This window comes from Acidobacteriota bacterium (assembly GCA_038040445.1).
GTDB classification, from domain to species: domain Bacteria; phylum Acidobacteriota; class Blastocatellia; order UBA7656; family UBA7656; genus Onstottus_A; species Onstottus_A frigus.
The window spans coordinates 245356-269839 of record JBBPIG010000004.1 but is presented as its reverse complement, the minus strand read 5'-3'; the positions used below and the strand labels follow the sequence as shown (position 1 = coordinate 269839).

The 24484-nt window shown below is 57.6% G+C and carries 21 protein-coding genes and 1 pseudogene; 13 read left to right on the top strand and 9 right to left on the bottom strand.

From position 1 onward, the window contains the following. Positions 1-2: 2 nt before the first annotated feature. The 4 genes from AABO57_06510 (at position 3) to AABO57_06495 (ending at position 5766) form a co-directional block, all read left to right on the top strand. Complete coding sequence (locus AABO57_06510; GenBank protein ID MEK6285375.1) at positions 3-1601, top strand: DUF58 domain-containing protein; 1599 nt, start codon at positions 3-5, stop codon at positions 1599-1601. Between the two features lie 279 nt (positions 1602-1880). After that, the gene (locus AABO57_06505) at positions 1881-4160 is read left to right on the top strand and encodes a DUF3488 and transglutaminase-like domain-containing protein (GenBank protein ID MEK6285374.1); all 2280 of its coding nucleotides are present in this window, start codon (positions 1881-1883) and stop codon (positions 4158-4160) included. A gap of 292 nt (positions 4161-4452) precedes the next feature. After that, positions 4453-5076, top strand: coding sequence for a cyclase family protein (locus AABO57_06500; GenBank protein MEK6285373.1), 624 nt, complete (start codon positions 4453-4455; stop codon positions 5074-5076). Positions 5077-5124: 48 nt separating this feature from the next. After that, the gene (locus AABO57_06495; GenBank protein ID MEK6285372.1) at positions 5125-5766 is read left to right on the top strand and encodes a bifunctional 4-hydroxy-2-oxoglutarate aldolase/2-dehydro-3-deoxy-phosphogluconate aldolase; all 642 of its coding nucleotides are present in this window, start codon (positions 5125-5127) and stop codon (positions 5764-5766) included. A gap of 21 nt (positions 5767-5787) precedes the next feature. On the opposite strand, the gene lpxK is transcribed toward AABO57_06495, so the two are convergent. From lpxK to efp, 3 genes are all read right to left on the bottom strand, one after another. After that, complete coding sequence (gene lpxK, locus AABO57_06490) at positions 5788-6873, bottom strand: tetraacyldisaccharide 4'-kinase (GenBank protein MEK6285371.1); 1086 nt, start codon at positions 6871-6873, stop codon at positions 5788-5790. 119 nt (positions 6874-6992) lie between these two features. Further along, positions 6993-8435 (bottom strand): 3-deoxy-D-manno-octulosonic acid transferase, encoded by a 1443-nt coding sequence (locus tag AABO57_06485; GenBank protein MEK6285370.1) that lies wholly within the window; start codon positions 8433-8435, stop codon positions 6993-6995. A 3-nt stretch (positions 8436-8438) separates the two neighbouring features. After that, the gene (efp, locus tag AABO57_06480; protein ID MEK6285369.1) at positions 8439-8996 is read right to left on the bottom strand and encodes an elongation factor P; all 558 of its coding nucleotides are present in this window, start codon (positions 8994-8996) and stop codon (positions 8439-8441) included. Between the two features lie 212 nt (positions 8997-9208). On the opposite strand from efp, the gene AABO57_06475 reads away from it, so the two are divergent. From AABO57_06475 to AABO57_06465, 3 genes are all read left to right on the top strand, one after another. Continuing rightward, the gene (locus AABO57_06475; GenBank protein MEK6285368.1) at positions 9209-9499 is read left to right on the top strand and encodes a DUF433 domain-containing protein; all 291 of its coding nucleotides are present in this window, start codon (positions 9209-9211) and stop codon (positions 9497-9499) included. A 199-nt stretch (positions 9500-9698) separates the two neighbouring features. Beyond that, the gene (locus AABO57_06470) at positions 9699-10022 is read left to right on the top strand and encodes a type II toxin-antitoxin system RelE/ParE family toxin (protein ID MEK6285367.1); all 324 of its coding nucleotides are present in this window, start codon (positions 9699-9701) and stop codon (positions 10020-10022) included. Then, positions 10019-10306, top strand: coding sequence for a type II toxin-antitoxin system Phd/YefM family antitoxin (locus tag AABO57_06465; GenBank protein ID MEK6285366.1), 288 nt, complete (start codon positions 10019-10021; stop codon positions 10304-10306). The genes AABO57_06470 and AABO57_06465 overlap by 4 nt, the downstream gene beginning before the upstream one ends. Before the next feature lie 44 nt (positions 10307-10350). Here AABO57_06465 and AABO57_06460 read toward each other — a convergent pair whose 3' ends face one another. The 6 genes from AABO57_06460 to pilM all read right to left on the bottom strand — a co-directional run bounded on the left by AABO57_06460 (position 10351) and on the right by pilM (position 17088). Further along, positions 10351-10719 (bottom strand): hypothetical protein, encoded by a 369-nt coding sequence (locus AABO57_06460; GenBank protein MEK6285365.1) that lies wholly within the window; start codon positions 10717-10719, stop codon positions 10351-10353. Positions 10720-10793: 74 nt separating this feature from the next. After that, on the bottom strand, positions 10794-13781 hold the full coding sequence (pilQ, locus tag AABO57_06455; protein ID MEK6285364.1) for a type IV pilus secretin PilQ: 2988 nt from the start codon (positions 13779-13781) through the stop codon (positions 10794-10796). Between the two features lie 187 nt (positions 13782-13968). Further along, a complete protein-coding gene (locus tag AABO57_06450; protein MEK6285363.1) occupies positions 13969-14589 on the bottom strand; it encodes a hypothetical protein in 621 nt (206 codons plus the stop codon). Positions 14590-14602: 13 nt separating this feature from the next. Then, complete coding sequence (gene pilO / locus AABO57_06445) at positions 14603-15289, bottom strand: type 4a pilus biogenesis protein PilO (protein ID MEK6285362.1); 687 nt, start codon at positions 15287-15289, stop codon at positions 14603-14605. A gap of 12 nt (positions 15290-15301) precedes the next feature. Beyond that, positions 15302-16027, bottom strand: coding sequence for a hypothetical protein (locus AABO57_06440; GenBank protein MEK6285361.1), 726 nt, complete (start codon positions 16025-16027; stop codon positions 15302-15304). After that, positions 16024-17088: a type IV pilus assembly protein PilM gene (gene pilM / locus AABO57_06435; GenBank protein MEK6285360.1), complete on the bottom strand. Its 1065-nt coding sequence runs from the start codon at positions 17086-17088 to the stop codon at positions 16024-16026. The genes AABO57_06440 and pilM overlap by 4 nt, the downstream gene beginning before the upstream one ends. 559 nt (positions 17089-17647) lie before the next feature. Between pilM and AABO57_06430 the strand changes: the two genes are divergently transcribed. The 6 genes and pseudogenes from AABO57_06430 (at position 17648) to AABO57_06405 (ending at position 24481) form a co-directional block, all read left to right on the top strand. Beyond that, positions 17648-18250, top strand: a complete 603-nt coding sequence (locus AABO57_06430; protein ID MEK6285359.1) for a hypothetical protein — start codon at positions 17648-17650, stop codon at positions 18248-18250. A 366-nt stretch (positions 18251-18616) separates the two neighbouring features. Beyond that, entirely contained in the window at positions 18617-21478 is a 2862-nt protein-coding gene (secA, locus tag AABO57_06425; GenBank protein MEK6285358.1) for a preprotein translocase subunit SecA, read from the top strand. A gap of 63 nt (positions 21479-21541) precedes the next feature. Next, the gene (locus AABO57_06420) at positions 21542-21802 is read left to right on the top strand and encodes a hypothetical protein (GenBank protein ID MEK6285357.1); all 261 of its coding nucleotides are present in this window, start codon (positions 21542-21544) and stop codon (positions 21800-21802) included. Then, the gene (locus AABO57_06415; GenBank protein MEK6285356.1) at positions 21802-22266 is read left to right on the top strand and encodes a type II toxin-antitoxin system VapC family toxin; all 465 of its coding nucleotides are present in this window, start codon (positions 21802-21804) and stop codon (positions 22264-22266) included. Before AABO57_06420 ends, AABO57_06415 begins: the two co-directional genes overlap by 1 nt. A gap of 329 nt (positions 22267-22595) precedes the next feature. Further along, positions 22596-22682: pseudogene (locus AABO57_06410) on the top strand (hypothetical protein). Between the two features lie 467 nt (positions 22683-23149). Next, the gene (locus AABO57_06405; GenBank protein ID MEK6285355.1) at positions 23150-24481 is read left to right on the top strand and encodes a metallophosphoesterase; all 1332 of its coding nucleotides are present in this window, start codon (positions 23150-23152) and stop codon (positions 24479-24481) included. Positions 24482-24484 lie beyond the last annotated feature (3 nt).

The window sequence follows — 24484 nt, the reverse complement described above, 5'->3', positions numbered from 1 at the left end:
GTATGAATCGGCAAGCGTGGCGCGACTTCTTCATCACGGTTTTCTTTCTAGGCCTCGCTTTCATAATCGCACTGCTCAGCTCGGCGGCAGCAGACCAGAAGAGCACGCAACTCGCCGCGATCGCTGCAGCCATCTCTCTGGTGCTGGCGTTGATCGGTGCGCTTTATATCATTCCCCGGCTCGCGCGAAATGTGCGTCTCGAAGTCCTTCGATTCGCCATCCGAACAAGTTTCACAGTCGAAGGCCTGTTGTTCGTTGTGTTCCTGATAATCATCGGATTCGCTGCCTGGAACAACGGCAACAATCTTCTATACCTGGTGTTGTCGGCGATGCTGGCGTTTCTGATCGCAGCGAACCTGATAGCGCGCATCTCGCTGGCAGAGGTATCGATCCAATTGCGCTTCCCCGATCACATATTCGCCGGCGAGCCTGCGAACATAACTGTCACGCTCCTGAATCACAAGCGGTTAATGCCCAGCTATAGCTTGATGGTCGAAGCGCTGTCGGAGGCAGAGGAACGGGACGACGACGAGGAAGAGGACAAGGCGCGCGGCGCGGCTGGGCAGCAGAGAGGCAGGGCCGAAAGAAAGGCGTCCAGTGGAGCGTTGGCTCCGCGCAGCGGCCTGGGCAAGCTGGCCTATTTCGTTCTTGCGCCCGCGCGGTCGAGCGCCAGGCAGCGCATCGAGCACACCTTCGAACGTCGCGGCCGTTATCCGATAACCGGGTTTCACATCGCTACGAAATTCCCGGCGGGCTTCTTCAAAAAGTGGCGAAGGATCGACGCGGCCGGCGAGATACTCGTCTATCCGAAGCCGCAGCCGCTCGACGATTTCTATCACGCGCTACCGATGCTGGCGGGACAGATTCAGAGTCACGCCCGCGGTTCGGGCGACGATCTGTATGCCATTCGCCGCTATCATCCTTCGGACCATATGCGCAACATCGACTGGAAAGCGACGGCGAAATCGATGGCGATGATGGTGCGCGAGCATATGCGCGAGGATGAGTGGCGGCTGACGATCGTCTTCGACACTGCCTTGCCGGCCGGTTCAACCTCGTCGGCCAGCGCGCCGGGCTACTCCAAGAGACGGTCCGAATCGCCCGCGGAAGAATCGCCCGGTAGCAGCACGCAGCCAGACCCGAATGAATTTCGGGAGCGATTTGAGCGAGCCGTGCTCATGGCCGCCTCGCTTGCAGATCATTTCATACTCGAACGCTCGGAAGTCGAGCTGATAAGCACCGGCGAGCACCACAACGTTGCGTCTGGCTCGGGCCAGGAGCACCTTTACAAGATCCTTGCGTCGCTCGCAACGCTTCAGCCGACTGAAACTCCTGATGACGGTGGTCTGGTTGATGACCGAACGCGGCGGCGCGGGTGGTTACTGGGGAGGTTTCGGCGCCAGGCAGAACCAGAAGCTGCGTCCGATTCCGCCAGCCTGCCCCGCAAATCGAACGGAGGAATTACCTGGCGTCTGCTTGACGAGGTGCCTGTGCTTCGCGACGACCGCCGGTTCAAGGTTTTGATCACGCCGGCAAGAAAGGGAACTATCCCCGCGCATATTTGGCGTAGCGCGCACGTTGTTTTTATGGAAGACCTGTGACAAGTGACGGGCGACCGGAGACGGAGGACCACTCGTCCGTCATCGGTCGTCCGTCGTCCGTCGTTCTATGGAATCTTATTCGTCTGCTTGACGAGGTGCCTGTGCTTCGCGACGACCGCCGGTTCAAGGTTTTGATCACGCCGGCAAGAAAGGGAACTATCCCCGCGCATATTTGGCGTAGCGCGCACGTTGTTTTTATGGAAGACCTGTGACAAGTGACGGGCGACCGGAGACGGAGGACCACTCGTCCGTCATCGGTCGTCCGTCGTCCGTCGTTCTATGGAATCTTATTTCAGGACAACTTCATATGCGCTCGTCATCACCGCGTTTCTTGCGATAGCGCTGACCGGCGAGCTCGACGGCCTATCAATCGCCCTGTACTCGATTGCCGTGGTCGTTTGCCTCTACCGGGACATCCGCGGCGCAACCCGCCTGCGGCTGCGCGAGTGGATGTGGCGCGCGCTCAGCGTAGCTTATGTGCCGTTCGTCTTCATCGATGGAGCGCTGCTCAGCAATCGTATTCTTGCGCTCGTGCACATGACTCTGTTTGTTTCGGCGGCCAAGCTCTTCCAGAACAAGCGCGACCGCGACTGGGTATTCTTGTACCTGATCGCGTTCTTTCAGATGCTGCTCGCCGCAGGCCTGACGTTCGACGCCATGTTCGTAGCCTCGCTCGCGACCTTCCTGTTCTGCTTCATCTCCACTCTGGCTGCCTTTGAAATCCGCCGAGCGCGGCGCGAGGTGGGTCATCTCGAAGAGGAGATCGTCACTCCGCTCAAGCAACCGCAACGGGTCAAATATCGCGCAAAGGAAGGCCCCGCTAGCACGAAAGCAAGCGGCCGGGTGCGCTATCTTCTCGGAGCGTCGGTGGCGCAAACCTTCATCGTCGCCGCGCTGACGCTGCCGTTCTTCTTCTTGATACCGAGACTTGGGGGAGGCGGCGTCGCGGGGGGCATGGGTGAAGGCCAGCCCATCACGGGGTTTTCCGACCGCGTCAAGCTCGGGGAAGTCGCCAAAATCAAAAAAAGCTCGCGGGTCGCCATGCGAGTACGTCTGGATCGTCAGCCTCAACGGTACCTGCGCTGGCGCGGCGTGGCGTTCGACGACTACGACGGACGGATGTGGAGCGTCACACCCGAGCCAGGGCGGCAGGCCAGTGTTAACCAGGGAGGGATCTCGGACGGCGAAATAGTCGGTAAAGACGGTCAGTTCTGGTACAGGCACCCGCTGAAGGGCCGGCCGAGCAGCCAGCCGGCTCTGATTCAGCAAAGATTCGTTCTGGAGCCGCTCGATTCTCCCGCGCTTTTTGCAGCTCAGAAGGCCCTGGCGTTTCAGGGTCCACTGGCGACGCTGTCCCGGGACAAATACACCAACGCGCTGTCGGCGGCCGGGCTGAAGGGCCGGATAGGCTACGCAATCACATCCGATATAAGCGTTCCAACCGACCAGGAACTCCGAGCCGACGCGCCGGCCGCGTCACCCGACGATATCAAACGGCTATATATGCTGCCTCCGCGCAAGTTGGACTCTCGAATCTTCGAACTCGCTCACGATATCGCCCGTAACGCCCCAACTCCCTACGACAAAGCGAGGGCGATCGAGACCTATTTGAAGACCAACTTTCGTTACACACTCGATCTGAAAACCGGTGAAGACGATCCGCTGGTAGAGTTCTTGTTCGCTACTCGTGAAGGTCATTGCGAGTATTTCGCCACCGCGATGGCGATAATGCTGCGGACGCTCGACATTCCAGCGCGCATAGTCAACGGGTTTCAGATGGGCGAGTACAACAGCCTCAATGATATGTATACCGTCCGCGAGAGCGACGCGCACTCATGGGTTGAGGCGTACTTCCCTCATAGCGATGCGTGGATCGAGTTCGATCCGACGCCTTCGGCAGGCATCAACGACTACACGCAGGGCGGGTTGCTGGCGCGGTTGAGAAAGTACGCGGACGCGATGGAAGTGTTCTGGCTCGACTACATCGTGACGCTGGACAGCGACGAGCAAGCTTCAATCATGGTCGATCTGCAGCACCGGCTGCTGAGCATTAAGGATCGTTTTCTTGTCTACTATCTCGACGCGAAACTGTGGACGCGGAGGATGCTGAACAAGCTGATCATGGACCGGAGCTGGAGCGCAGGCGAATTGCTCAAGCTTACAAGCGCTCTCGCTATTCTCGCTCTATCGATCGTGTCGTTGTACGTAGTCCTCTCTTACAGGAAACGCCGAGGTCTTCCACCAACCGGCTACGGACCGTGGTGGCACCGGCTCTTTATTTTGCCGATGTGGCGGCGCAGGGTGACGCAGCGCGACTATAGACAGTCGGCGATCCTCTTCTACGAGCAGATGCTGGCGATCGCGCGGCGGGCCGGGCTGGTGAAGCAACCTTATCAGACACCGGTTGAGTTCGCGGCCGCTTCCGGGCTTTCACCGATTCGCGAGATAACCACGTTGTACAACCGCGTGCGATTCGGCGGCGCACAACTTGACGAGAGCGAAACCCGCCGCGTGTCGGACCTGCTGGGAGAGCTGAAGCAAAGCGTCCGCAGGAGATAGGGTGGTATGAAAGGGGCTCTGGGAGACAATTCCGCGATGATCGATCGTTGACCACCGTTTCGAAGCCGTGCGCTTGCCCGGCCAACGACATCGCAGTGCCATCATACATGATCAATCGAACATCGATTGGCTGAAACTCGGCGTCCGAACCTCACAACCCATCTTAAGGCGTCAGAATTCTTCTTTTCTCCTTCTCGCATTATTTTGTCGCAAGGGCGTCGCGCATTCTTAGTTTGACAAGCATCACAAGCGCGAAATAGCATGCGTCGGGTACAAGGAAAGGCCAGCGGGTATGAAAATCTATGATGTGACGGTCCCTCTCTCAAAGGAACTGGTAGTTTATCCGGGCGATCCACACGTAAAGATCAATCGCAGAACGAAAGTTAACGAAGACGACGCGAAATATAATCTGAGCCGCTACTCTTTCAGCTCGCACGCCGGAACGCACGTGGATCCGCCGTTCCACCTCATCGACGGAGGCATCACAGTAGACAAGCTCCCGCTCGAGTTGCTGATGGGACGCGCTCGAGTAGTCGAGGTGACTGCTCCATTCATCGATGAAGCGGTGCTCGAAGAGTTCGACTTCACGGTTGACGCTCGAGTGCTGTTCAAGACGCGCAACTCGTACCTGTGGAGCAAGAAGAATTTCGTCGAGGACTATGTCTACATGACGCCGGGAGCGGCTCGGTCACTGGTGAAAGACGGCATCAAGCTGGTTGGGATCGACTACCTGTCCGTGGACAAGTTCGGAGGGGAGCCGGAGACCCACATGGCGCTGCTGAGCGCGGGCACAATAATCGTAGAAGGGCTCGATCTGCGTGACGTAGAGGCCGGCGACTATGAGTTGATTTGTCTGCCCCTGAAGGTCAAGGACGGTGACGGCGCTCCTGCTCGCGTCGTTCTTCGGCAGAATTAAAAGAAATTGGTCCTATTGGTCCTATTCGTCATATGTCATTAGCCAGTTATGAAAGACGCTGAACTCGTCACTTCTGTCGAGGCTCACAGGGTGTTTGCCGTGGTGCGCGCCCGGTCGGCCGAGTCCGCGGTGCTAGCAGCCGAGGCTGCGATCGTCGGTGGAATCAAGCTCGTCGAAGTGGCGCTCGCTACGCCGGGCAGCTTCAGGGTGATCTCGGATTTGCGTCATCGCTACGGCGACCGCGTCTGTGTGGGCGCGGGTTCGGTGACGAACCACGACCAGATGGACCGCGCGATCAAGGCCGGGGCGCAGTTCATATCGATGCCTCACACGAGCACTACGCTGGTCGAAGCCTGCCGCCGCGCGCACGTGGCCCCCGTGATCGGCGCACTCACTCCGACAGAAGTCGCGACTGCGTGGGCGATGGGCGTGCCAATGGTGAGCTTGTTCCCGGCGTCGTCGTTGGGAGGGCCGGACTACGTTGCGGCAATCACGTCGCGGCTCAACGATGTTCGGCTTACGGCTGCCGGCGGAGTTGGCCCCGAGAACATCATCGACTACTTCAACGCCGGCGCCTTCGCGATCGCAGTTGGAAGCCGCCTGTTCACAAGCGGCGATCTGAAGAATGAAAACTACGCGGCGATAGCCGAACGCGCTCGAGGAATTATCCGTCTCGCCGGCGTAACGTAACCCGCCCGAAGCCAACCGAGCCTAGCTGTGTGCCTTGTGGCTTACGGTTCTTAGCAGCAGACTCTTCAGCCGCACTTCATCATCACTTTGGAGTTCAAGTTGAGCCGCGTAGATCGGGACATCACCGTGCGTCAGGCCTTCCAGCCGCACAGCATCTTTTTCGGTGGTGACAATAGCATCTGCTCCTGCTTCCCGCGCGTCTCGGCTAATCTGATCGAGGTCTTGTTGGCCGAAAGCATGATGGTCGGCGAAGAAGCTCTCGCTCACGATGTTGATGCCGGCTTGAAGAACATCTTCGGTAAAGGCTCGTGGGTTAGCGATGCCACAGGCGACGGCTGTATTCCAGCCGCCAAAGTTCCCGGCTTCATAGACCTCGCCGGTTGCCAGGTGCCGCAACCCGGTGATCGTCGAGTAGAGATACATTATCGGTATTCTCTCGCCGCAATAATACTTGATGATCGCTTGAGTCTGACCCTGATCGAATGGCCGGTCGGCGCGAGTGACGATTATGGCGTCCGCTCGCTTCATGCCGTAGAGCGGTTCGCGCAGGCGGCCAAACGGGGGCATCTCGAATCCGCCGAACGGATCAGTCGCGTCAATCAGCAGAAGGTTCAGATCGCGTGCCAGCGCCAGGTGCTGATAAGCGTCGTCGAGCACTAATACTTCTGAACCTAGCTTCCGCTCGGCCCAACGTCCCGCTTCATACCTGTCCTTGTTGACGATGATCGGAATATCAGGCAGAGAGCGAGCGAGCATCAGCGGTTCATCGCCGAACTCTCGATATGACTTCGCTGCTCCGGGCCCGCTATCGTTCGCGGGATCATTCAGGATTCGCATACCTGACGACTCGCGCCGGTAGCCTCGGGTCAGCAGCGCGACCGAGTGCTGCTCGGATTTGAGGTAGCGCGCAACGTAGTGTGCGACAGGCGTCTTACCCGAGCCGCCAAGCGTCATGTTTCCCACGCTGATCACCGTCGCATCGAGCCGCTTAGGCTTCAGGTAGTCAGTCTCGTAAGCGGCCACTCGCAGGCGCACCGCAAGCTCGTACAGCTTGGCAGGCGGCCACAGCAGGGCGCGCTTGAGCTTTTCGTCTTTGCCGATGATCACCAGTAGTCCGTAGTTCAGTAGTCCGTAGTTCAGTAGTCCGTAGTCCGTAGTCAGTAGTTAGTGGTTAGTAACGTAGTGCTGCGTAAGAGAGCCACTGACTACGGACTACGGACTACGGACTACTGACTACCCTTGTTCTTCATGATTTCTTCAATTGCTGCGACGGTGCGTTCAGTCGCCCCTCGATTCCTAAGCAAGATGTCGCGCGCGCGCTCGCCCAACGCGCGAGCATGTTCCCGATCGGACAACAGGCCGATCATTTCGCGCGCGAGACAATTCACAACGTCTTCGCCCCTTTCACTGATCTGAACAACCGCGTCTGCGCGCGCGAAGTCCGAGACTATCTGCCGGAAGTTCTCGGTATGCGGGCCGACGATAATAGGCTTCGCAAAAGCGGCTGGCTCGATGATGTTGTGCCCGCCCCGCGGAACCAGGCTGCCACCAACGAAGACTACCGCGGCGAATTGGTAGACCGATGCGAGTTCACCTATCGTGTCCAGCAGGATTAAGTCTGCAGCTCGCGGGCCCGTCGGATCGCCTGCGCCGAACTCCGTTTCAAAGGACAAGTCAGAGCGGGCGCCGCCGGTCTCGATCGCTGATTTCACCTTCTCATGCGAACGGCGGGCGAATGTGAAACTCGATCGCGCCATCAAGCTTGCTACCTCATTGAACCGCTCAGGATGACGGGGAGCGATCAACAGCCGAGCGCTCTCAAGCCCGGGGCGGTTGCGTACCTGCTCCAGAACAGCAAGCAGCAGCTCTTCCTCCCCTGGAGCTGTACTGCCCGCGACGATCAGATTGGGCGATGAGGAGAGTCCGAATTGACGATCGATCTCACAAGAGGGGATGGGAGATGGGGATTGGGGGTTGGAAGCGTCATGCGGTTCTTCCCTAACCCCCGGCCCCCGACCCCCATCCCCCGGCTGATCGTATTTGAGGTTTCCGAAGACTCGCACACGGCTGGCCTGAGCGCCGAGTTGACGCGCGCGATCCGCGTCCGCTTCTGATTGCATGACGACTAGTGAGAAGTCTTCGAACACCCGTCTCATGAAAGAGCGCACGCGCCTATATCGACGAAATGAACGCGGTGAGATCCGGCCATTCGCCAGGATTGTCACCACGCCGCGCGTCCGGCACTCGTGTGAGAAGTTGGGCCACAATTCGGTCTCGAGGATGACCACGATACCGGGGTTGACCTGATCGAGCGCGCGGCGCACAGAGAACTTCCAATCGAATGGAAAATAGAACGCGCCGTCGAACAGGTTCGAGTGGGACCGCGCGAGCCGCTGGCCGGTGAGCGTCGTCGTCGAGACCACGATGCGATGGCCGGGCAGATCGGTCTTGAGCCGGTCGATCAACGGCCGCGCCGCCAAAAACTCGCCGACCGAAACGGCGTGCACCCAGATTGTCTTTCGGCCGTCGCCGTGCAGTGACTCGGGCAGCCAGCCCATTCGCTCTTTGAAGCTGCCGGCATACTTGCGGTGACGCGCGGCTTGATAGACGAAATAGGGCAGCAGAGCGAGAAACAGCAACGAGAGGACGAGGCTATAGAGGAGGTACATTCACTATTTCACGCGTTCGAGGTAGACGCCCTTCAAAGGATCGACCCGTATACGGTCGCCTTCCTTTACGAACGGCGGCACCTGGACGGTCACGCCTGTTTCGAGTTTCGCGGGCTTGGGGCTGTTGGAAGCCGTCGCGCCTTTCAACTCGGGTGTAGTCTCGACGACGGTCAGCTCGACCGCGGGAGGGAGCTCGACCCCTATGGGCGCGCCTTCGAAAAACTCGACTTGAATCTTTGTGCCGGGAGTCAAATAGTTGGTCGCGTCGCCGAGCGACTCAGCATCCAGCGCGATCTGGTCATAAGTCTCGGTGTTCATGAAATGGTGCATGTCACCGTCGGCATAAAGGTACTCCATCTCGTGATCTTCAAGCGAGGCGCGCTCGATGTTTTCGGTAGAGCTGAACCGGACTTCGGTCGAGGAGCCGTTCTTGAGGCTTCGCAGCTTAGCTTGAACGAATGCGCGAAGATTGCCCGGCGTGCGATGCTGGAAGTCGAGCACTCGGTACGGTTGGCTGTTGTAAATAATAATCATCCCGCGCCGGATGTCATTTGCGTTCATCTGAGTTTGATTCCCTTCGCGTGTCAGTATGTCACGAATACGGCCCTCGGGCCAACTTGCCAGCTTAGAGGATTAATGCGGACTGCTGCAAGCCTGCGGGCATTCCGTCAGAAGGAAGCCTATGCACATCGTTCTATGCCAGACCGGCGCGAAGCTCCTGATGTATAATGCTAAAGCTTTGATCACTCGGCATCGACTGAAGGAGCACAACTATGAGCACCGATATAGGCTCGCTGATTGTAAGCGCTCCTGAAATACGGCATGGCAGGCCTTGTATTGCAGGAACGGGAATCACGGTTCATCGCATCGCTATATGGTACAAGCTAGGCCATAGCCCGGAAGAAATCGCGCGCCGGTATGGCCACTTAACCGAAGCACAAGTCTATGGCGCGCTAGCCTACTACCACGCTAACCGAGATGAAATCGAAGCTGAGATCGCCGCCGATGAAGCAAGCGCTGACCGCATTGAGCGGGAGTGTGTGCAAGAGAAGCAGAGCGGTTGATGAAAATTCGCCTCTACCTCGACGAGGATACGATGGACGCTGACTTGGTTCGCGCTAACTGGTCGTCGTGGCTAATGCATCGGCGAGGACCTTGTTCGGTAAGAGGTGCAGTACCCTCGAACAGTGTCTTACACAACACGCGTTTCTAAGTGTCAAAGCCAGATTGACGCGAATACTCAGTTGACTATAATTCTAGTCAATGCCACGCCGCCTTAAGTTTGAGCTAATATTCGCGCCGGAAACTGTTGACCACCTTGACGCCATTGAGCGCAAGTATCACGGTCTGATCGAACGAACGCTCGACGAGCAATTGAGTTATACGCCGGAGAAAGAAACCCGGAATCGTAAGCCTCTCGAACCGCCGGCCCCTTTTGAAGCCACTTGGGAACTTCGTTTCGGGCCAAAGAACCGCTTCCGCGTATTTTACGAAGTAGACCTGGAAGACAGCACGGTAGACGTGTTAGCCATCGGTGTAAAAGAGGGGAACCGACTATTCATCGGTGGCAAGGAGATTCTGCTATGAAAATCGCCTCTGTAGCCGACGTCAAAGCGCGACTCAGTGCTTACTTGGAAGAATGCGAAAGCAAAGGACCGGTCGTTATCACGCGAAATGGGAAACCAGTCGCCGTGCTGCTGTCTCCCGCGGATGACGATGATCTGGAACAATTGCTTCTCAGTCGTTCGCCGCGGTTCAAAGCAATCTTGAGCAAGTCGCGGAAGAGTATTAAGGCTGGCCGCGGTCTTTCTCGCACCGAATTCTGGAAGGCCGTGCGGCAACGCAACAAGACTGGAACCCGCTCCGCCTAAGGCGGCTCAAATGACCGTTCACCGGAGCGGCCACCGTTCGATGTCTAAATCGCGAACTCGGTTTCCATCGCGAGTTGCGCCTTGCGCAATTCGAAACGCGCGCGCCCCACGTTGCCGCCGGGATTGAGCGCCAGTAGCAGAAAGTATTCAGAGGTGATAGGCCGAAGCAGAAAGCTCATCGTGTCGGTCGCGAAGACCATCTCACGCAAATCGCCGAGTTCGGTGTCTGAAGCGGTGCGCATGCTGCGCCTCACCAGTGTTGTGAACTCGGTAGCGACCGTCTCGATATCCAGTGAAGCATCCAGGTCTTGAACGTGCCGCTCTATGGGTATGCCGTCGATGCCCAGGATGACGACGGCGGCGCATCCTTCGATGCGATTGGCGAGGCCGGTGAGCGTGTCAGTGAACCCCATATGATTGCCGATTGCCGATTGGCGATCGCGAAAAACAGATCATTCTGCAATCCGCGATCGGCAATCGGAAATTCTTAGTGTCCCGCTTTTCCGCTTGCGGCGGTGATAGGCGGCGGAGCTGGCTGAGCCGTCTTGGGATCTTGCTTGGTGTCCGATGCGCCGGCCGCGGGCGTAACAACCGCTCGCTGCGGGGCGTTCGGATTAGGCATACCCTCAACCGAGCTGCGTTGCGGAACTCGCGGGCCAACACTGCCGTCATTTCTCACAATGCGCGGCGTCAGGAAGAACAGGATCTCATCGGTATCACGACGGGTTTGTCGTTTCTTGAACAATTCGCCGAGCAGCGGGATGCGCGAGACTCCAGGAGTCCGGTTGATCGAGTGCCCCTCCGTGTCGATGTTGATCCCGCCCATTACGGTAGTCCCACCGTCGGCAACCAGCACGGTCGATTCAGCCGATTGAGTATTGATGCCCGGCGTGCCGTTGTTGAACTGTCCGGCAAGCGAGAAATTCACAGTGTTGTTTTCGGCAACGACGTGCATCAGAACCTGGCCGTTCTCCTCGATTATCTGCGGTGTGATTTCAAGCCGCAGGGCAGCAGTCACAAACGTCGTCGTTATCGTATTGTTCGAGACCGTCTGCACGGGTATCTGAACTCCGTTGACTATCTCAGCCGTCTTGTTGTCAGTCGTGGTTACGCGCGGGCTGGCGATAGTTCGTATCTGGCCCTTGGTTTCGGACGCCGACAGCGCCAAGGATAGAATGCCGGTTCCGATCGCGCCGGTGGTCAAACTCAAAACTGTGTTTGCAACTCCCGCGCGAAGGGCGGTGTCCGCAAAAGGACCGATCAGGTTTGGACCCAGGCCCTTGCTTGAAGAGCTTCCCGAGCCACTGCCCGTGCCTGTGCCAGTACCAGTTCCCGAGGAGCCGCCAGAGCTGCCAGCATCCTTGCCTCCAGCAGCCAGTCCGGTGCCGTTGATTGCAACGGGCGTGGTCTCGAATAACCCCCCGCGTCCGCTCTTGGCAAACGCTCCGCCTGCCAGCTCGGTGCCCACATCGCGGAGAAAGTTTCGGTTGGCGATCACTATTCGCGCTTCGATCTCGACCTGAGGCTCGGGCCGGTCGAGCTTGGCGATCATCTCCTCGATCACCTGTGTGTATTCAGGAAGGTCGGTAATGATCAGGCTGTTGGTGCGGCTATCGACTTCGCTGCGCCCGCGCGGGCTCAACCGGCTGTCGACTATCGAAAGCAGCGATCCCTTACCGGCGGCGCCTCCGCCTCCCGTGCCGCTACTCGACCCTCCGCCTCCACCGCCACGACCCGACGCGCCTGCGCCGCTGGATCCGAGCGCGCCTGTAGCGCGAGCGTATTTGAGGTGAATGATCTTGGTCACGAGCGGGATTTGCTTGGCCTTTTCTTCGACTATCGCTCGTTGCTGCTCCTCTTCTTCTTTCACGGCTGAGAGTGTGGCTATTCTGATAATGCGGCCGTTGCTTTCGCACACCGCGCCGAGGCGGTTCGCGCGCAGCACGGATTCCATCACTTGATTCCACGGTATGTCGGTCACCCGGATATCCACCGGCACGGCGGTCACCGATTTGTCGACTATGAAGTTGACGCCGTATTGCTGCGAGATGAACCGAAGCATGTCGCGGATGTCGACGCCTGCACGCAGGTCGAAGCTTATCATTCCGCCGACGTAGCTCGGGTCGCAAAACGCGAGCTCGCTGCGCCTCGGCGCCCCTGAGTTGGGTTGAGCCGGCCGCTGAACGTCCATCGCGCTGCGAATAACGGAAGGCTGCGCCGGTGGAGCCGTGGGCTTTCCGGAGCCTTGCTGTGCTGTTGACTGCGAAGGCAAAGGCAGCGATCTGTTAGGCTGAGGGGTAACTCGCTGACCCGTGCTTTGTGTGTTCGCTTGAGCAATCAGATTAGATGGCGTGATCGTGTCTTTTGCGTCTTGATCAGCCGGCTTCTTGTTATCGGTTTTGTTCTCGATGCGATCACCGGCGACTCTTACCTCGGGCTTGTGCTGAGGCTCAGCAGCGTCTTTCACCGGATCACCGTTCTGCTGCGCTTTGAGTTCAACCTTGGGTTTCGCGCTGTCCTCTCGCGAACTGCCCGTGTCGCCTACGATGATGACTAGCGCTGCACCCTCGCGAACCACGCGATATGAAACTTTAGACCTGGTGTCGAGCACTATCCGAACGACGCTCGGGCTCGGCTGGCCTACGCGGAAGCGCTCGACTGAAGCCGAATCTACAACGGTAGTCTTGTTGCCGAACGCCGAATGCACGCCGGTGATATCGACGACTACGCGCCACGGGTTAGGCAGCACGAAATCCTTGTACTGCGCCGCGCCGTCGGTATCGACCACGATTCTTAGGCCGCCGCCGGCCGCTTCCGAGCGAACCGCGCGGATAACCGTGGCCGGTTTTAAGTCGCTCGGCCGAGGCTTGACGCTCTCGACTGCGGGCTCTGTGCCGGCCGCCGGCGAACTCTTAGCAACTGGAGCGGAGTACACCATCACGCCTGGCACCGCCGCGCGCGTATCGCTATGGCTCGCACGCTTTGCGTCCCTGGTAGCGGGGGTGTCCTTCTCGATCTTCGCTCCGGCTGGCGCCGTCTTGGTGTCAGCAGAGATTTCGAGAACCAGCGTGTTGCCATCAATTGTTGAGCGGTCGCGAGCACCGGCTCGAACGCGGACCTCAATTCTAGCCATCGCGCGCCCCGCCGTTGTGCTGCCGCCGATCCGCGTCTGGCGAACCATGATCGAGTCGACCAGTGCACTCTTGATGCTGTATTCGGGCGCGAGACGAGAAGCCTCGCCGCCCGGTAGATCAACGACGATCAGCCGGTCCGTCGGTCTGAAAACTGTGTAGAGGGGTGGTGCGCTCGACTCGATCAGGATGCGGGTCAGCGATCCCTCGGTCTGGTGTTTGAGCGACACCAAAGCGAACGCCTCGGCCCTCGCGCCTCGGTTCAATCCTGCAAACACGCTTATGTTGCTCACAAGCGCGAGCAGCACCAGTGATACGACAAGCCTCCTGGCAATCTTAGTCATTGTTTCCCCTCTCATCATCGAAGCTAAGCGGACGCGACCTTGGAGGGCTTGATTGATTCCGTTGTCCGCCCGGCCACTTTGAATGCATCTTCTCACCCGAATGTTTTTAGTGCAGCTCATCGCCGATCATCGGCCGATCAAACGCTGCAAGCGATTATAGTGCGATCCTCTGCTAACACAAGACGGCTCACTTCTTCTCCCCCGGCGCCTTTGTCACTATGCGCTCCTGAGGCGTTTGTTTCCCGTTGACTTCCTGGTAGGACACTTCGCGAAACATGACCTTCGCGCCGGCGGGATCGGAGGCGTCGGCGCCGATGCGCATCACCTCGCCGTTGTAGCAACGCGCGCCGTTGCGCACGAAGAACATGGTGCCCGTGGGTTGCGCTCTCACGAACGCGCCGAATCCGCGATCGTCGCGGAAGACGCCGGTGATATCAAGCTCTGAAACCAGGTATTGCGAGACCGGATCGGGCTCGGCCCCATCGCGCGCCCGCGCTTGATCCACCTTCTGCCGGAACTCGGCGCGCCGGACGTCAAGGGACGGAAACCCGAGCAGGCGAGCCTGCTGCTGTTTCCCGCGCGGGGTCTTCGGCTTGATGGTCCTCTTGAACGGGTCCTTGCCGGACGATCTATATGGCCGAATCGAATCGGCGGTCGGTCCGAGATATTCCTTACCCGTGTTCACCTGTTGAGGCTGAGGCGGGGCATCCGGCTTGACCGCCGGCTTATCCTGCGCCGAAACCATGACCACCATAGTCAAAACAAGCAGGATGTTCGATGTCATTCTCTTGATGGTTTTTGCTTTCATAACACCCACTCCGCTATTTCGCCTTAATCCCTGACGCAGCCGGTGTAGCGGGCGGCAGCGCGGCGGGCTTCGTCGAGGTCAGCTTCTCGAGGTTCTCAGGCGCGATGTAGTAAGCGGTCACCACAAACGAGCCGTTTACCGATCGGCCCACCTCTTGTCCGCTGTCCTCCGCCTTCTTGATCTCGACCTCGCTCACGCTCAAGATGCGCGAATAGAATCCCAGACGTGAGAAGAACTGGCCGAGCGAGTCGTACGACCCGGTGACTTCGATCTGAATCGGCTGGGCCGTGTAGAAGTCGGCGGAAACCGATTTCATGTGCACGAACCGTTTCAGCTCGAGCTTCTGCTCGCGCAGGAAGTCTTTGAGGCTGTCGTAGACGCGGGATATCTCGACCTGATCGGGAAGGAGGTCGCGGAGTCGGTCAATCTCCTCGCGCTTCTCTTTTAGCGTCTGCTCGGTTGCCAGCAGGTTCTGACGGATTATGCTGCCCTGCGCGTTCTTAGCCTTGAGCTGTTGAACCTTGTCCTCGATCTTGACTGTCTCGGCGCGCTTCTCGCTGTAAAGCAGATAATCAGCGGCAAAGATCAGCAAGCCCGAGAGCAACAGCAGCACGCCCATCTGGTAGTACCACGGCATACGCGTGAAGAAGCTGCCTCTCTCTTCGGCGCCCTTCACTACAGTAGTCATCGTCGCTGCCATAAATCCTCTCCTTCACTTGCCCGGTGGCGTTGATGCGGGCCCCGCGCCTTCCGCGCGCGGCTTGTTGTAGTCGCAGTCGATCGTGAACTGGAACACTCGGGCCACGTCCGGGATCTCAGCGCTCTTATCAGCGTCCTTAGCCGCGGGGCCCTTTTTGCCGGCCTCTTGCTTATCCGACTCTTTCTTCTCGGCCCTGTCGGACAAGTCTTCGACTTTCACCTCTTTGCCTTCGATCGAAAGCATCAAGTTGCTGAACAGCCCGTTTGAGAATTCAAGCTGACGCGAGAAGTCAGCGATCACTTGCTGGTTGAGCGAGGTGCCGATGATCTGAAGGTGACTGCCCTTCTGTACGATCGCCTCGAGGCGGAAATCAGCCTGGCCGCCAGGCATTCGCTCGTTGATCGCCGAGAGCATGGCGACCGGGCCTTTCTGTTCGGCTCGAAGCTGCTTGATGACCCTGATGCGTTCATCGACCTGTTTCAACTCGGCTTCCAACTCGTCTTTGCGCTTAATGTCGGCTTCAAGCTTCTTGGCTTCTTCCTCTTCGCGAGTGAGCTCGGCTTGCGCGGCGGCGTGCGCGCTGTTGGTCCAAAGATGATCGCCGCCGATCGCGATCAGAAAAATGAGAAGCGCGCTAGCCAGCATGAAAAGCTGCTGTCCTCGGCGCGCCGCGACTTTTGTCTTCTGCACGGAAACGCGATGCTCGGCGGTCCCTCCAAGTAGATTGACTCTGATCATTGCGTCACCTCCGCCACTCGGACCGCCAGCCCGACGGCCACGGCCATATTCGGTGAAAGCTCTCTCAGGTACTCGTCGTCGAACTTCTTCGAGTCGACTTTGATCGAGCGGAATGAGTCGAATCGCTCAACCGGCATCTGAAACTTGTCTGCCAGATACTCGGTCAATTGATAGACCTTCGACGAGCCGCCGGCTATCAACATTCGGTCAATTGCCGGTGAGTCAACAGCCGTCGCCCGGAAGAAATCCAGCGTGCGCTGAATCTCGAGCGCCAGCATTTCGGACACGCTCTGAATCGCCGGTTGTATCTGCTCCATCGAGAGCTGCTGGTCCGGGGTTGCGCCTCGCTTGAGCGCTTCGGCTTGCTCGAATGTGAGATTCAGTTCTTTTTGAAGAAGATCAGTGTACTGGTTTCCGCCTGCCGAGATGTCGCGAGTGAAGATCGACGTCGCGCCCCGAACTATGTTGATCGTCATTACCGCAGCGCCGATGTCCAACAACGCGACTGTCTGATTAGGCGTGGGGTGGTAGTTTACTTCGTATGCGTTTTGCAGCGCGAAGGCGTCGACGTCCACGATGACCGCTTGCTTGCCCGTCTGCGAGATCACCTGAGTGAACTGCGCGATCTTGTCGCGCTTGCAGGCGACCAGGAGAACGTCCATGTTCTGACCCGACGCATCGTGGCCTATGATTTCGTGATAGAGGTTAACGTCGTTGATGTCGAACGGAATGTACTGCTCGGCTTCCCAGTGAATCTGTTCGTCGAGTTCCTCTTCGGGCATTGACGGAAGCAATATCTTTTTTACAATGACTGCGTGCCCCGAAAGCGACGTGGCCACCTGATCGGTCTTTATGTTTTGCTCGTTCCAGAGGCGGCTAATCGAGTCGCTCACATGATTGAGGTCGATTATGTGCCCGTCGACGATCGTGTCTGATTGAAGATTCTGATGAGCCATGTGGACCAGCTCGTACCCGTTGCGCGTGTGCTTGAGCTCGACCGCCTTCAGCGCGCTTGAACCGATGTCGAGTCCAACGACGCCTTTTTTCTTTTTGCCAAACATGTGTGTCCCCCGGGGAAGGTGCTCGACTTGTTCACGATTTCGGACGGGCGAATGAAGTAGCCGAGCGACGAACTCGCCATCGCAGATTGCATCGAAGGGGCATTGGCGTTTTGGGGACGAGGAGAGAATTGCGAGACTGTCGAGGGGCGGGCGGCAAAAGGGGTCAAACAATCCGAAGCCGGGATTAAGTCTCTACAAACTCTCAAGTATCGGTTGTTGCTTTGTGACGCGCCATTTCTAACATTCACCCATATCTAAGTCAATAATAAATTTCTTCGAGTTCTTTCGCGGCTCGCAATCACCCGTTCAGGCTCCGGCGCCCAGTTGGCTAATGGTGTGCGTGTTGTCGGGCGTGATCTGCTTCGTCGCGGCGCTTGAGTCTGCTCTACTTTGGATCGGCCTTGATGTTGGGCGGCGCCTTGATCGTGCTCCGTTGAACAAACCGTTTGTTGCCTGTGAAAGACCTCTTGTCGCCGCGGCCGTTAAGGATCGGCTGACTCCGGAGAACATATCGCTTATAGTCCTCCTATTCCTCTGGGATGTAAGACAGGAGTGCTCGATGTTCTGTCCACAATGCGGCGCCAATCAAAGCGACGAGTTGAAGTTCTGCAAATTGTGCGGAGCGAATTTGTACGCCGTACGCCAGGCGGTAGCGACACGCGAGACGGGCGAGAAATTCGATTGGAGCAGGACCTGGGTCGCCGAGATGTTCCTTTCCGAAGGGGAACGTAAGAGACGCAAAGAAGAGCTTGAGCGACTGCGCGGGACTACTTCCGAGATACAGCGCTCCAGGGAAATCAAAGCTGGTGTCATCACGGCAAGCGTCGGCATTGGGGTGGCGATCTTTCTCTATGTGTTTATGCAAGGAATCATTTTGAGTGGCAATGTCGCGCCGGATGCGGTGGAGATCCTTCGCCGTCTTTGGGTTGTCGGTGTGATTCCTCTCTGCATTGGGATCGGGCTAGTGTTTAACGGCGTGGTGGTGAGTAGAAAACTTGTTCGCGCTGCCAGCCAGGCATCCACAAAGCTGGGCGCTTTAGAGAGGGAGACGGATCCTCATTTCCTGCGATCAGCCGACACGGCTGGACTTGATCCTCCCAACTTTAGCGTAACCGAAGAAACGACGAGACACTTAAAAGGTCCTGACCAGAATGAACGATAGAGGTTGGTTCAGTTTGGAATCCTGACCAAGAAGGCTGTGTGCTCCGGCTATCCTTGCCGGCCACACATGATGCCCCGTGCCGCCGATTGGGTAGTGTCCTAATCTTGGGTTGGTCGACTAGGACACTATCGGGCGACCGCGTATTTGGACTGCGGTGGCGTCTTTGCATTGCCACCGCTTTCTGTCGTTTCATGGGCGATAACCAAAAAGCGGCGGCAACGCACAAAGGCCGCCGCAGTCCAAATATTTCGTCGCCGTCATCAGTCGTGCGCCAGGGCACCTGCAAATACCAACACAAGATTAGGACTCTACCGCCGGTTGCCACTCGTTGACTCACCCTATGCCATCACCTAGAATCACTATCGTATGACCGCACTATTGAACAAAGCCGCAACTAAGATTTTCGGCAGCGCGAACGAGCGTTTGCTCAAGCGCTTGTGGCCCATCGTCAGTGAGATCAACGCCCTCGAGCCGGAGATGGAGCGCCTCTCCGACGAAGAGCTTCGCGCGAAAACCATCACGTTCCGCGAGCTTGTTGAGAAACGCATGGCCGGCGCCGAGCTGACGGGCGGTACCGCCGACGAGCAAAAGAAGGCGCTGCGAGCGGCGCTCGATGAAGTGCTCGACGAGATATTGGTCGAAGCGTTCGCCGTCGTGCGAGAAGCTTCGGTGCGCGCGACCGGCATGCGCCACTTCGACGTTCAGCTCATCGGCGGGATGGTGCTTCATCGCGGGATCATCGCCGAGATGAAGACCGGCGAAGGCAAGACGCTGGTTGCGACTCTGCCGGCATATTTGAACGCGCTCACCAGCCGCGGAGTGCACGTCGTGACCGTCAACGACTACCTGGCCAAACGCGACACCGAGTGGATGGGTAAGATATACCGCTTCCTTGGACTCACCGTGGGTTGCATACAGCACGACATGGATGATTCCGAACGGCAGGAGGCTTACCGCGCGGACATCACCTACGGGACCAACAATGAATTCGGCTTTGACTACCTGCGCGACAACATGAAGTTCGAGCCTTCCGCGATGACGCAACGCGGCCACTACTACGCGATAGTGGACGAAGTCGACTCGATCCTGATCGACGAAGCGCGAACCCCGCTAATCATCTCAGGCGCCTCGGAAGATTCGACCGAGAAGTATTACATCGCCAACGACTGCATGATTAAGCTGAAGGCGGAACAGCAGAGACGCATCGCAGAGATTCGCGCGACCAATGGCGACGTCGATCTCAAGCAGGACGCGCGGCTGCTGTATCACGTCGACGAGAAGCAGCACAGCGCCACGCTCACCGAAGAGGGAGTCGAGGTTGCCGAGCGCTTCACCAGCGTCGACAATCTCTACGATCCCGCAAACATGGATCTGCTGCACTGCGTCGAGCAGTCGCTCAAGGCACACTCGCTTTATCACCTCGACAAGCAGTACATAGTCAAAGACGGCGAGGTCATCATCGTCGACGAGTTCACCGGACGCGTCATGCCCGGCCGGCGCTGGAGCGATGGGTTGCACCAGGGCGTCGAAGCAAAAGAACTTGTGAAGATCGAAGCCGAGAACCAGACCCTGGCGACGATCACTCTTCAGAATTATTTCCGCATGTACGCGAAGCTCGCCGGCATGACCGGAACCGCTGAAACCGAAGCTTCCGAGTTCGCCAACATCTACAAGCTGGACGTTGCGGTAATGCCGACCAACCAGCCAATGGTCCGCAAGGACTTTTCCGACGTGATATATCGCACCGAGCGGGAAAAGTTTGACGCGGTGGTCAACGAGATCAAAGAGCTCCACGAGAAGGGCCAGCCGGTGCTGGTAGGCACCGTGTCGGTCGAAAACTCTGAAGGGCTGGCGGCTCGGCTCAAGAAGGCGCGCGTGCCGCACAACGTTTTGAACGCCAAGCCTGAGCACGCGGCTCGCGAAGCCGACATCGTTGCGCAGGCCGGTCGAAAAGGGCAGGTGACGATTGCGACTAACATGGCCGGCCGCGGAACCGACATCTTGCTCGGCGGCAACCCGGAGTTTCTAGCGAAGCAGTATTTGAAGGAAAAAGAAATTAACCCCGACGAAGCCAGCGAGCGCCAAATGAACGACGCGCTTGCTCGCGCCAAGCAAACCACTGATGTCGAGCACAAGGATGTTGTCAGTGTCGGCGGGCTTCACATCCTGGGCACCGAGCGGCACGAGTCTCGACGTATCGACAATCAGCTTCGCGGACGTTCAGGACGGCAGGGCGATCCGGGCTCATCACGGTTTTACCTTTCACTTGAAGACGATCTGATGCGGATTTTCGGCGGCGAGCGCATCAAGGGCTTGATGCTGCGTCTCGGCATGGAAGAAGGCGTGCCCATCGAATCGCGGCTTGTGTCGAAGCGAATCGAGAGCGCGCAGAAGTCCGTCGAGGGACACAACTTTTCAATCCGCAAACACCTCCTCGAATACGACGACGTGATGAACAAACAGCGCGAGACTGTTTATGGTCTGCGTCGTGACCTGTTGATCGGGTTTGAAGGTGACACGCCTGAAGAGCAGGCCATCAATCAGCGCAACTACGTTCTCAGCATTGCTGAAGACAACTTCGAGGGTTTGATCGATCAGTATATGCCGAAGGAGCAGCGTGCGGACGAATGGGACATCGTAGGATTAAAAGAACAGCTTAGATTGAACTTCGGGTTTGACGCGGACGGCGAACACCTGGATCTCTTGGAGATGAGCCCCGAAGAGGCTCGCGAGGTGATCTGGCCCAAGATCGAAGAGAAGTACAAGGAGAAAGAAGTTCAGTTGGGCGTCGAGGCGCTTCGCAACCTTGAGCGCTACATCATGCTCAACATTGTAGATGCGCAATGGAAGGACCACCTGCTGGCGCTCGACCACTTGAAGGAAGGGATCAGCTTGCGGGGGTACGGGCAGAAGGACCCGCTGGTTGAGTACAAGCGGGAGTCATATTACCTGTTTCAGGCGATGCTGGAGCGCGTCGACACTGAGACAATTCGATACCTGTTCAACTTCCAGGTGCAAGTGACCGCGCCCGTCGAGCAACAGTTGCTCGAGCGCCGCCGCCGCCAACGCCGAGGCCGTGTGGCTTTCACAAAAGCGAACGAGACGGCTTTTGCTGGGGGCGAAGAAGAAGCCGCCAAGCCGGTTCGCAACAAGGGACCTCGCATCGGCCGCAACGATCCGTGCTCTTGCGGCAGCGGTAAAAAGTATAAGAAATGCCACGGCGCGTGATCACAGATCACTTCCTTGTGTGTGCTAAGATAGTGCAAATTCGGACGCTTTGGCAGGTGAGGCATGAGCAGAACGGTAAACATCGACGATGAAGTTTACGCCCGGTTGGAAGACCAGGCAAAAGACAGCGGAGTGACTATCGCGCAAGTTATCGACCGTCTTTCGCACCAAATTGAAGAGACAAACATCGCTCGCGCTATTGAGCGTATGCGTACCACAGGCTTGCTGGCGGCCAAGGAACCCGGATCAGCGCAAACAGACTTCAGCCCTGTCGAATTTCAAGGCGAGCCCCTTTCTGAAATGATAATCAGAGAACGGCGCTGATGGCAGCTTTCTATTTCGATACCAGCGCGCTCGTGAAGCGATACGCGCGAGAGACCGGAAGTTCATGGGTCGTAGGCATAACCGGCGCCGCTGCTAATAATGAAGTCTTCATCTCAATCGCAACAGGTGCCGAGATGGCGGCGGCCCTCACTCGTAAGAGCCTTATCGGCCAGATGTCCAGTCAGTCGTCATCCGTGGCTATCGTTGCCTTCAAACAACACTTCAAAAGCGAATATGAGGTCGCGTCACTCACGATGAATATTGTTGACCATGCGATGAAGTTGGCCGAGGCTCATGGTTTGCGCGGCTACGACTCCATCCAGTTGGCGACCGCGTTGGCAGTTCAATCCGAATTAGCTTCCGCCGGAGTTAGTAACTTCGCTTTTGTTTCAGCAGACGCGGACCTGAACAGCGCGGCTCAAGCAGAAGGGCTCTCAGTTGATGACCCTAACAATCACCCGTAGCCCTCGATCCATTTGGGTGCTTCACCACATTTGAGGTTGTGTTCTAGCGCCCGACCCTTCACAGTCGGACGGTGCGGAATGTAACTCGCCGTAGCGTCTTCGAGAATCTGAGCTGCCACCTGCATACTTCAAGGTAATCCCGATCTATCACAAGTCCCACAGCCCCTTGCCTCGCTTCCTGCCCCATACGCGTGAGGAACTCTCGAAGCTCCTCGGCATACGTCTCAAGATCCGTCTCGTTGGTGTAGTACTGAACGACTACTGGAGCATCGTAGAGCGAAGGGCAGAGTCCTGCTTTTGGGGCAGAAAGTCAAGACCTCAATCCCCACCATCAGCTTCGAGGACGCTCGGGGCGGCAAGGTGATCCAGGCTCATCCCGGTTTTTCCTTTCACTCGAAGACGACCTGATGCGCATACTCATCATAGGGCTGAAGGAACAGCTTAGATTGAACTTCGGGTTTGACGCCGAGGCTGAACTCCCCATCTCTTATGAATAGACCCGTTTCCTGTCCGATTACTCGGATTGAGCGTCCGTTCCACCGGACAATCTCATACTGCAATTCAGATCGACTCGCGGCTAAAGCCTCGATCTAGGGGAGTTCTTGCTTCGTTTCTGCCTGGCGAATAAATTGCCTTTGGACGGGGGCAGGGATTGAAAAGGAGGACCCCATGAAGCATCAAAGTCATTTGCTCGTTCCCTTGAACGCGCGACTGTTCCGCGCGAACCGTCCGCGAAGCAGCATCTGCATTCGATCAACCTACGACCGCAAGCTGAGGCTGGTCTGCGCTGATTACGAAGCCTCTTTGGACGACGGAACCTTGCCCCCAGAGTGACCAACCTCGATCTTTTCCGTGATGCATTCTAATGTTTGGATTTCGATGTATGTGGAAAGCTGAAGATTTAATCGTGCTGAGCGACATACACATGGCAGCCGAGCAAGGCAAAGGGATGTTCCAAGCCGACGCCGAGTTGACCAGCTTCTTAACGTGGGTCTTTGAAGAAGCTCCCAACGCTACGATGGTGCTTGCGGGCGACATCCTCGACTTTCTCGTAGTGGAGCACTGTGAACGCGCCGAAAAGGCGCTTCACCCGGCAGGGGCCCCTGCCAGGACTGCATCGATCCTCGAGAAACATCCCGAGGTCTTCGACGCATTGGGCCGGCTCGCGCGCTCACCCGAGCACAACGTCATTTGGATGGCCGGTAATCACGACCCTGAACTCGCCTTTCCTTCGGTGAGAGAAGTGATTGAACAGAGGCTTGGTTGGTCTGCGGCGGCTCCGCCGGTGAGATGGCTTGTTCACAGCGAGGCCGCGACGATTCGAGTCGGCGAAGCAACTGCGCTGATCGAACATGGAGAGATGTTTGATGATTGGAACCGAATCGACCACGACGCTCTCCGAAGAGCGTCCAGTCTGGCTAGCAGAGGTCTCTTGGAAAATCATAAGTACACTCCGCCGCCCGGCAGCAAGCTGGTCGTCGAGTACCTCATAGAGTTACGCGAAAAGTATCCCTGGCTTTATCTTCTCAAGCCAGAACGCGAGGCGGTCATTCCCATTATGTTTGCATTCCTCGAACGCAAGGAACAATACAAGCTGCTCCCTGCCCTGAAACACTGGCTGAGTTCCGCCGTGCGCTCGGCGATCACCGAACTTGAGATCCAATCGGACCCGGCACGAATCGTGAGGTCTACAAATCACACGAGCACGAGGAAGCAGAAACTGGTTGCCTGGCTGGAAGAGATGGAACGCGAGCCCAAAAGACGCGCCTCTCAAGCGGACCGAATCGAGCGGCTGATTCCGAAGCTGCGCGAAGTTGCGGCGGAAGATGACTTCTTTGACCTGCAAACGCCGGACAGTGTGAGTGAGGTAGTGACCTACCTTCTTAAACAAGGCTCAGACCTTGTCATTCACGGCCATACGCACTCGGCGAAGGCGTACAGACTCGGAGCGGGGCTCTACCTGAACACCGGGACGTGGGGTCGTCTCTTACGCCTGCCCCCCGGCGATGCTTCTGATGCGGACTGGCGTGAGTTCCTCGAAGGGCTTTTGAACGGCCGCGATGAAGGTGTGACTCGGCCAACTTTCGCGCGTGTGACTCTCGACTCTCAGAGCGAGACAACTGACGCTGCTTTGGTGCAATGGGATGATACTGGTCCGTCGACACTGGCGAGTTGGCGGTTCGATTCGAGCGACCGACAGTGGCAGCGTGATTAGAGC